11 protein-coding genes are annotated in these 8106 nt (G+C 67.6%); 4 read left to right on the forward strand and 7 right to left on the reverse strand.

The genetic code is table 11. The features are described 5' to 3' along the window. Positions 1 to 358: 358 nt before the first annotated feature. Positions 359 to 712: a hypothetical protein gene (locus RF647_RS18790; RefSeq protein WP_368813057.1), complete on the forward strand. Its 354-nt coding sequence runs from the start codon at positions 359 to 361 to the stop codon at positions 710 to 712. 400 nt (positions 713 to 1112) lie between these two features. On the opposite strand, the gene RF647_RS18795 is transcribed toward RF647_RS18790, so the two are convergent. Both RF647_RS18795 and RF647_RS18800 read right to left on the reverse strand, forming a co-directional pair. Further along, complete coding sequence (locus tag RF647_RS18795) at positions 1113 to 1286, reverse strand: helix-turn-helix domain-containing protein (RefSeq protein WP_368813066.1); 174 nt, start codon at positions 1284 to 1286, stop codon at positions 1113 to 1115. Further along, positions 1237 to 2073: a hypothetical protein gene (locus tag RF647_RS18800; RefSeq protein WP_368813067.1), complete on the reverse strand. Its 837-nt coding sequence runs from the start codon at positions 2071 to 2073 to the stop codon at positions 1237 to 1239. The genes RF647_RS18795 and RF647_RS18800 overlap by 50 nt, the downstream gene beginning before the upstream one ends. 572 nt (positions 2074 to 2645) lie before the next feature. Between RF647_RS18800 and RF647_RS18805 the strand changes: the two genes are divergently transcribed. After that, positions 2646 to 3284, forward strand: coding sequence for an NAD(P)H-binding protein (locus tag RF647_RS18805; protein ID WP_368813058.1), 639 nt, complete (start codon positions 2646 to 2648; stop codon positions 3282 to 3284). Between the two features lie 280 nt (positions 3285 to 3564). Here the strand turns inward: RF647_RS18805 and RF647_RS18810 are convergent, their stop codons facing one another. Beyond that, positions 3565 to 3849 (reverse strand): hypothetical protein, encoded by a 285-nt coding sequence (locus tag RF647_RS18810; protein ID WP_368813059.1) that lies wholly within the window; start codon positions 3847 to 3849, stop codon positions 3565 to 3567. Positions 3850 to 4040: 191 nt separating this feature from the next. Between RF647_RS18810 and RF647_RS18815 the strand changes: the two genes are divergently transcribed. Beyond that, a complete protein-coding gene (locus RF647_RS18815) occupies positions 4041 to 4721 on the forward strand; it encodes a LysE family translocator (RefSeq protein ID WP_368813060.1) in 681 nt (226 codons plus the stop codon). Between the two features lie 16 nt (positions 4722 to 4737). Here RF647_RS18815 and RF647_RS18820 read toward each other — a convergent pair whose 3' ends face one another. Continuing rightward, entirely contained in the window at positions 4738 to 4944 is a 207-nt protein-coding gene (locus tag RF647_RS18820) for a hypothetical protein (RefSeq protein ID WP_368813061.1), read from the reverse strand. Positions 4945 to 5666: 722 nt separating this feature from the next. On the opposite strand from RF647_RS18820, the gene RF647_RS18825 reads away from it, so the two are divergent. Beyond that, positions 5667 to 6485: an alpha/beta fold hydrolase gene (locus RF647_RS18825; protein WP_368813062.1), complete on the forward strand. Its 819-nt coding sequence runs from the start codon at positions 5667 to 5669 to the stop codon at positions 6483 to 6485. Positions 6486 to 7057: 572 nt separating this feature from the next. Here the strand turns inward: RF647_RS18825 and RF647_RS18830 are convergent. From RF647_RS18830 to RF647_RS18840, 3 genes are all read right to left on the reverse strand, one after another. Continuing rightward, positions 7058 to 7243, reverse strand: coding sequence for a hypothetical protein (locus RF647_RS18830; RefSeq protein ID WP_368813063.1), 186 nt, complete (start codon positions 7241 to 7243; stop codon positions 7058 to 7060). A gap of 98 nt (positions 7244 to 7341) precedes the next feature. Next, entirely contained in the window at positions 7342 to 7626 is a 285-nt protein-coding gene (locus tag RF647_RS18835) for a hypothetical protein (protein WP_368813064.1), read from the reverse strand. A gap of 141 nt (positions 7627 to 7767) precedes the next feature. Next, positions 7768 to 8001: a hypothetical protein gene (locus RF647_RS18840; protein WP_368813065.1), complete on the reverse strand. Its 234-nt coding sequence runs from the start codon at positions 7999 to 8001 to the stop codon at positions 7768 to 7770. Positions 8002 to 8106: the final 105 nt, after the last annotated feature.

Below are 8106 nucleotides of genomic sequence, written 5' to 3' on the forward strand. Positions count from 1 at the left end.
TGCCGAAGGTCCGTCCGCGTCGGTCAGCATCAGGATCTGGAACACTCGTGCTTCTCCACTCTGGCGTACGGGCTGGAACGTCCGAGCGCGCACCCGTGGTTCCCAAGCCGTCATCATTCAAGGGGCCGCGGCCGGGGCACTGTCCCGTCACGATGCGCGGCAGCTTTCTTATTAGGGCCACCGTCTGCGTGGACATCATAAGAAGGCGGCGTGAAGATCCTGTTACGACTTCGACAGCTTGCTTTCTTTGTGTGATGGGTGTCTCTAGGCTTTGGAACAGACAGCGTTGTCGAGCATCCCCCATCCGACGCTCGGACCTTATGTAGGTCCCGGTGCGCTCGACCACCCGGAGGCCCTTATGATCGTCTCCGATCCGTTGTCCCCGATCCCTGATGCCAAGGCTGTCCAGGTGCCGCCTGGCATCGGGGTGGGGATGGTGTTCGATGCCACCCCGTCGGTGGAGATTTCCGTTCTGTCCCGGTGCCGGATGCGCACCGGGCGGGTTGGGTTGAACCTGCGTGCCGGTGAGATCGTGCTGTGCGCCCCGTACGAACCGGTCGATCTGGGCATGGTCGTCATCGTGCGCTACGAGGCCGATGGGCACAGCCCCGGGGTGCTGATCTCCGCCGAGGAAGTTGAGGTCCTCGGATCTGCTCTCGAGCCTGTGACTCTGTGCGTGTGGGACAAGCCCGGGAGGCGCGACCGCTCTTGAGGCTCTGCGGTCAGGGTCCGGTGCACCGCACCCGGCGCGCGGTACCAGCGTGGCAGCCGCAGCTTCCGGCAACCGCAGCTCTCTGCCCACACAGCCATCTATTCACCACTCCCGTATGCCTACGTTGCAACCGATCAAACGGGGAACGCCTCTGCACTGTCATGGGAAGCAGCATGGGGGGACAAGCACAACGGGGGCCAGGGCAGGCCCATCGGGGCCGCCAGCATCGTCGTCCACGACCGTGCCGGCGGCCTCGTCCGCCGATCGCTGCGGCCCACGTAGATCTGAAGACCATCGATAGGAGGCATGCTTGTCGCTGTGTTCGCGGACCCCACTCTGAGGTGGCGCGGCCCCGGCTCGGGCCCTCCGTCGACGGACGCCGCCAAGTAACGGGGACAGGTTAGGTGTTCAGTGTGCTGGTCGGGGTGCACCCGTAGTGGGTGCGGTACTCGGTGGTGAACCAGGTCAGGTTGGTGAAGCCCCAGCGGTGGGCGATTGCTGCAACCGTGTCTCCATGGGTGTGGTCAGCGGCCAGCAGGTCGTGGTGGGCGGCGTCCAGGCGGGCCGTGCGCAGGTAGGCGCCCCGGGGTGGTGCCCAGGTGCTGGCGGAAGGCGAGCACCAGTCCGTGCGGGGACAGCCGGGCCGCGGCGGCGATCTCGGCCAGGCCCAGGGGCTGGGCGAGATGCTCGTCGATGAAGGCCACCGCCCGGTGGACAGGCCCGGGCAGGGAGCTGGAGTCCGTACCGGGTAGGTCATGGTCGTGGAAGGTGCTGGGGAAGGTCCACAGCAGGGCCGTGGCGATCTTGCGGTACGCCTCGGCACGGATGAGGGAATGGCTCATCGCTGCACGGTTGGTGAGTACCTCCTCCTGGAAGTGACGCACCGTGGCCGCCCAGAAGATGGCGGCGGCCTCGCTGTAGGGGGCGGTGCCGGTGAAGTGCAGTCGGAAGTCTTCGCGCTGGAGCAGTTCGGTCGCGTGGTCCTGCAACCAGGCGCTGTCCACGACGAGCATGGCCAGGTCGGTGCCCTCCATGGTGGACACGAAACGCCCCTCCGGCAGCAGGCGCGGCTGTTCGGTGACCCGGAACCGGTCCCGGCCGGCTTCCACCCGCAGCCGGCCGCCGGTGATGTGGGCGATGCCCAGGGTCTCCGGCGGGTCGATGCCGACCCGCAGCCACGAGGGCGAACTGAGTTGGGCGCGTAGGACACTCACCGGCCCGGCCATGGTCCAGGACAGGGCCAGCTCGAAGGCCCCCACCAGGGGAGCTTGGACCTGGGCGCGCCGAACCGTCCCGCCCAAGGCCTCGGCGGCCGCCCCAGCATCAGCGGTAGTGAGGCCACCACGCTGAACGTCATCCATGGTCAGTCACCCTAAGCACCCTCCTGCCCCTCCGGAAGCACAACAAGGCATCGTGACGCGGGGCCAGCACCGGCGGGAACACCTGAAGGCAGGAGCCGGGCAAGCAAACGCCGCCGAGTCCGGGGCGGCTGTGAGGTCCTCACGATCTCCGAGGGCTACAGCACTTTGTGGACCTTCGGATGGATCCGGCGTCCCATAACCGCCTGAAGCGGCCATGCTCCCTGCCCTCGCAGGAACCCGCGCCGACGACCGCCACGATGTGGGCGTTACCTACCGGCGGCGTTGCACGATGGGTTCCACGTCGGCTCTGCGGTCGGGGGACCAGACCTTTGGAGCGCCGCCTTGCCGTGGCGGGAGTGCGGGGGCTGCCCTGACGCTGGCTGTCCTCCGTTCCGGGGACGCTGGAAACCTGATCATCCGCGGAACGGGTGCCAGTGCTCGAAGATGACACACTCCGGTCCGGCATCGTGGCCGGTCAGGAGGGAGGCCGTTCGGTTCCCCTCGGCGCAGCCCGCCAGCGTGCCTAGGCTGGAAGCGCAGCGTGTGCATGTTTCGAGGGATCGGGGGACCCCATGCGCGTGACCGTCTTCGGGGCTGACAACGACATCGGCCGCAAGGTCGTCGAAGAGTTGATCTGGCGCGGCTATGAAGCCCGGGTCTTCGTCTCGGACCCTGCCACGGTACCCACTACCTGGGGGCCCCGGGTGCAGATGGTGGGCGGGCAGCTCACCGACCCGGTGGCCGTGGCCGCAGCCGTTGCCCGGGCCGAGGCCGTGGTCAACGCGCTCGATCCGCGCCTGGATAGTCCCGGTGCACACCTGCTGGAAGGCACCGCCCACGTGGTGGCAGCGATGCAGGACCACGGGGTGCATCGTTACGTCGGCCTGGGCAGTCCCGCGGTCGGGCTGTGCCCGAAAGAGCACCCCACCCCGGTGGTGAGAGCGCACCGGGCCCTGCTGAGGACCCTGCACCCGCGCGTGCACGGGCAGATGCGGCAGATGATGGTCACGGTCACCGGTACGGATCTGGACTGGACGATCGTGCGGTTCCTGCGCCACACCCCGGGTCGAGGACACGGCCTGAAGTACGTCGGATACTTCGGCCACGACGCCCTCCGATCTTCTGCGGCCGCCGGCGACATCGCCGCCTTCGCCGTCACCCAGCTCCTCGATGCCCGCCACATCACGAACGCCCCGGCCGTCAGCAACTGAGCCGCGCGGCGCCCCAGCCATCACCACTCCTCTGCGCTCTCCACGCACCGGACGACAGCACCGATGCTGGGCCGGCCGGAGACCAACACCTGACCAGTCGCGTACGGGGCCCATCTCCGTGGCAAGCTCCGCCCGCGCTGGGCCCAGATGGCCCGATCGTCAGCCCCCTCCCGGGTGAGGCCGTAGAAGGCGGCGCAAGGACCGGTCGGCACATCGAGTGCGGTGCGGAGGTGTCTGGCGTGTTTGAGTGCAGGAGTCTGCCGAGGCAGATCGGTCCAGGTCACCCATCGGCGAAATCCTCAGGGTGTATCCGGTACTCCCGCAGGTCCAGGAGCTTGCGTTCCCCCAGCCCGTCCTCACGGATCCATACCACACCCAACGCGACCGCGACCGTCTCCACCGTCCCCGTCCAGTGCGCCATTCCGCGCAGCTGGGCCTGCACCCGCTGGCCCAGGTGCAACTGCTCCACCGTCGCGCCGATAACACCGGGCCCGCCGTCGGCCTGGCCGTGCGGCACCGCACCCCGTGGGCCCCCACCGCCGTCTGCGGCTTCATGTCGGCTCATGGTCCATCCTCGCCACTGGACCGCAACGGCCGAGAACTGTGACCGAAAGTGGCGCTGACCTGCGACACCAGCCGCCCACGAACCCGGCAAGTAGTGACCGACCTGCCGGGCCCCGCACACCGTTGTTCAGACAGTCCCTTCCGCGATAGCGCGCCGCTCCGTGGGGGGGGGGGGTGTCCTACGCTGGTGGTGTGACGGTCCTCGATGCTGTTGCGGGGTTCGCTGTGGTGGCCGGGTTGCTGACTCTGGTGCCCGGAGTCGACACCGCGCTGGTCCTGCGCGCTTCCCTTGCGCGTGACCCTGGCTACGCCACGGCTACCGCAATCGGCGTGGCTACCGGGGTGATGCTGTGGGGAATTGCTGCGGCTGCGGGCATCTCCGCATTGCTGACGGCCTCGCAGACGGCCTACCGGGTGCTCACCATCGCCGGCGCGGTGTACATGCTGTGGTTGGGGGCATCACTGCTCTGGAAGTCCTTCCGAGCGTCTCCGAACGAGGTGGTCGCGGCGCCGAGGGTCCCTGCGCGGGACCCGTCGCGGTGGCGGGGATGGTTGCTCGGTCTCGGCAGCAATGTGCTCAATCCCAAGGCCGGAGCCTTCTACATCGCCGTGATTCCGCAGTTCCTGCCCGCCGGGGCCTCCCCGTTGCTGATGGGCGCGGTGTTGGCTGGGGTGCATTGTGTGCTGTTCCTGAGCTGGTGCGTGGTGCTGATCCTCGGTAGTGGCTATGCCCGTCGCTGGCTGAACCCCCCGCGGTCATTGGCAGCCATTGACCGGGTGACCGGGGTGGTGCTGATCGGCTTCGGGGGCAAGCTCACCATCGACTCCTGGTCTACCGGTCCCATACCCGTGGCTGCGATGCACCGCCCATGAGCCGGCCGTAGACCTTCTATTCCTCGATGCCGGCGGCGATCTCGGGTAGCAGGTGCAGGAACACGTAGGCCACCGCTAGCCCGCCGGCGAAGGAACCCATGTAGCGCTCCGGCACGAAAGGTAGTTTGCGGATGTGCGGGGCGGCCAGATGCAGCCCGGCCAGCACCACAGTCAGGCCCGCGGCGACCCACACGCTCTGGGCGATGCTGATCTCCGTGGTCATATCGTCTCCTGTTCGGTGGTGCGCTCATGAGTGTGGCCGCTCAGCCCAGGGTGTGGAGGCTGAAGGCGGCCAGGAAGCCCAGGGTGGCGATCAGCCCGGAGTGCAGGGCAGCCTTCTCGAAGGCTTCCGGGATCATGGTGTCGGTGATCATCGCCAGGATCGCCCCGGCCGCCAGGGCGTCGACGAAGGCCAGCGTGGCAGGCCCAGCCCCGTCGAGCAGCAGGTAACCGGCCAGGGCGGCCAGTCAGGCATAAGCGCACCTCAAGAACACCATCACCCTGCTGACAATAGGGGCAGGTGTCATGGCGCGGCCAGCCCGTACGCATCGTCGGTCCTGGCGAAGCAGAAAGACTCGGCCACTCTTGAGGTCCGCATTGACCCCGGTGAGAGCCAGAAATCACCTCATGCCGCCCAGTAGGCCGATTGGGTACGCAGGCTCTGGATGGTTCAGGTATCTACCGGTGACCGCAGAAAATCAGGTCGAACGATATGACAGGCGATGAGGCAGCAGGGATTCGTGTTCGCCCAGAGCGGCTCAATCCCTTCTGGTTCGACCAGTTTCGTTGCGCGAGAGGCTCCTTCGATGCCTGGATCAGCCGGCCGTTGTTCTGTGGGCAGGATGCCCGTAAAGTGCAAAGCCTGCTGATCGATTCTGAGTCGAGGGTCGATGGCCTCGACAGTGTGGGATTTCCGTCCCGCGGACCGGAACAGGAGCGGATCGCATGACCCATCTCGTATCTCGTGACCAGGTCGAGGTGGACGGCACCGAACTGTCCTGCCTGGTCGCCGGAGAGCCGCAGGCCCGGCCCCTGCTGCTGCTGCACGGCACCTTCTGGAGCCGGGTGTGGCAGCCGGTGCTACCCGCCCTGGGCCGCACCACCCGATGCCTCGCCCTGGACCTGCCCGGGTTCGGTGCCAGCGGCGGGGAACTCGACGTCGAGCACGCCACCGTCCCGGCCCTGGCCCACACGGCGCTGGCCGCGGCCGACGCCCTGGGCCTGGAGGAGTTCGACTTGGCCGGCCACGACATCGGCGGCGGGATCGCCCAGCATATGGCCGCCACCAGCGGCCGGGTGCGCAGGCTGGTGCTGATGAACTCCGTAATGTTCGACTCCTGGCCGGTGCCGGCGGTCGAACGCTTCCGAGACCCGCAGGTGCGGGCGGCCACCACGGTGGAGGACCTGCTCGAGGCCCGCGCTACCTCCACCCGCAGGAGCGTCCTGCGGCAACTGGGGAAGGAGGAGCTGGACGACTACCTCTCGCCCTGGCGGGATGCGGCCCGGGTCCGGTCCTGGACGGCGCTGGCCGCCGCGGCGGACCCGCGGTACACGATGGAGCTGGTGCCCGCCCTGCAGCAGGCGGCACTGCCGACCCGTCTGGTGTGGGGCCGCGACGATGACTTCCAGAAGATCGGCTACGCCCGCCGCTACGTCAAGGACATCCCGGGGGCGGACCTGGTGGAGGTGAACGGCAAGCACATCCCCACCGAGGACTCCCCGGACGCGGTCGCCAAGGCCATCCTGGACCACCTCGCTGACTAGCTCGTGAGGGCCCGATCGTTCCACCTGGGACACCGACCCCCGCGGTGTGCTGCACCCGAACATCATGGGTGTGCTGTTCCACTCCTCGGTGGAAGTGCTTCTCGCGCGTCTGAACCACCGGGCAGCCCCCGTTTCGATCCAGGAAGGATCGAGTAGAGGGCCAGCTCATGGGTGGTTAAGCCAAGAACTGCACTGATTCCTTCGCTTTACATATGGCCCGGTTAAAGGCCGTTGACCGACGGGAGTTCTCACACCTGGGGGAGCTCCCGTTCGGCTGATTCTGCTGCGGTTCCGCGGCGCACCCCGTTTCGCCGGACTGTGCTGGACGTCGGATCGATTACCGGAGTGTTGCGACGGCGCTGGTCAGCGTGGACTTCCTGCATCAGATGCACGATTCCACGGTGAGGTGGGATTCGGACCGACGCTGTACCGGGGCAGATTCCTGCCGTCCTGACCGACACCGACGTGGGATCTTGCGCGCCAACGAGCGGGTGTTTGAGGCGATGCTGGACAGGTGTAGGACGCCAGTGACCCGACAACGCAGCCAACTCCCGCCTCCTCAACATCCGTGCCTACCGGTTCCTGCGGTAATCCCACCTAGCGCTCCAGCGTTGCAGTTGGGGCATGGCCCAGGACTCGGCCAGGACGGAGGAGGTGGATAGCGACTCCACGAGGTTCTCGACTTCGCCGTCACCCAGGGAATGGGCGCGGTGGGAGAGGCCGTAGAGCGGGCGGGTGCGGGTCGGTGCGATGGTCACGGAGTGCTCCTGGTGGGTTTCAAGTCGGGAGCCGATCAGCAGCTCCAGTGCACTCCATGTGTGCGGCGCGCCCCGAGAAGGAGCGCGCCGCAGGGTTTTTAGGGGACCGACGGCGTTTCCACGGCGACTACCTCCCGGGCATCCGGGTCGGGCCCGGCGCGGTCGGCGAGTCCGGTGATCGTCTCGGAGGTGGCGGTCATCGCGGTGCTGGCGGTGTTGGATGCGGTGGTGGGCGAGATGGCCACCACACCGGTCAGCAGCGCCAGTACGCCGAGGACGGTGAAGGCTCTACGCCGGTGGCTGGCGATGACGAGCAGTCCGGCGGTTGCCAGGATGGCTCCGGCCACGGCCAGCAAGATGGGGGTCAGGGCCTCGGGTGTCACCGGGCACCGCCGGCGAGAAGTAGAAGGGCGTGCGGGCTGGGGGAAGCGGACATGAGGGATCTCCGGGGGAAGAGGAGGGCGTGACCTGCGGGGATAGTCGGCGCGGTTCTAGAGGGAGCGGTTCAAAGGCCCCAGGGTTCATTATTCCTGGTCGGGACGAGAGGACCGGAGTGGTACGCCCGTGTCTGGGCGCACCGCGAGGCCTGCCGGGAGGGGCCAGGAGACGAGCTGGAACAGGTCCTTGTCGTGGGGGAAGATCGCGCGGATCTGTTGGCGCCACGGTCCGGTGAGCGGGTCGTAGTCGTCCTGGGAGAACACGGCGCCGGTGGTGATCTGATCGCGCAGCACCATCCCGAGTACGACGTCGTGCTGCACAGTTATAGCCTCTTGGTGCCGGGAGCGGTCTAGGTGTGATGTCCAGGGAGGTTGGTCAGTCGGGTGACCGGTGGCCGGCCTCCGAGGGCGGAGTGGGCTCGGTGG

Source organism: Kocuria sp. CPCC 205263 (assembly GCF_040981075.1).
Classification (GTDB): domain Bacteria; phylum Actinomycetota; class Actinomycetes; order Actinomycetales; family Micrococcaceae; genus Kocuria; species Kocuria rosea.

Coding starts and splice junctions, on each gene's coding strand:
- RF647_RS18825 (WP_368813062.1), top strand. CDS start 5,667: ATGACCCATCTCGTATCTCGTGACCAGGTCGAGGTGGACGGCACCGAA.
- RF647_RS18820 (WP_368813061.1), bottom strand. CDS start 4,944: ATGACCACGGAGATCAGCATCGCCCAGAGCGTGTGGGTCGCCGCGGGC.
- RF647_RS18805 (WP_368813058.1), top strand. CDS start 2,646: ATGCGCGTGACCGTCTTCGGGGCTGACAACGACATCGGCCGCAAGGTC.
- RF647_RS18810 (WP_368813059.1), bottom strand. CDS start 3,849: ATGAGCCGACATGAAGCCGCAGACGGCGGTGGGGGCCCACGGGGTGCG.
- RF647_RS18790 (WP_368813057.1), top strand. CDS start 359: ATGATCGTCTCCGATCCGTTGTCCCCGATCCCTGATGCCAAGGCTGTC.
- RF647_RS18800 (WP_368813067.1), bottom strand. CDS start 2,073: ATGGATGACGTTCAGCGTGGTGGCCTCACTACCGCTGATGCTGGGGCG.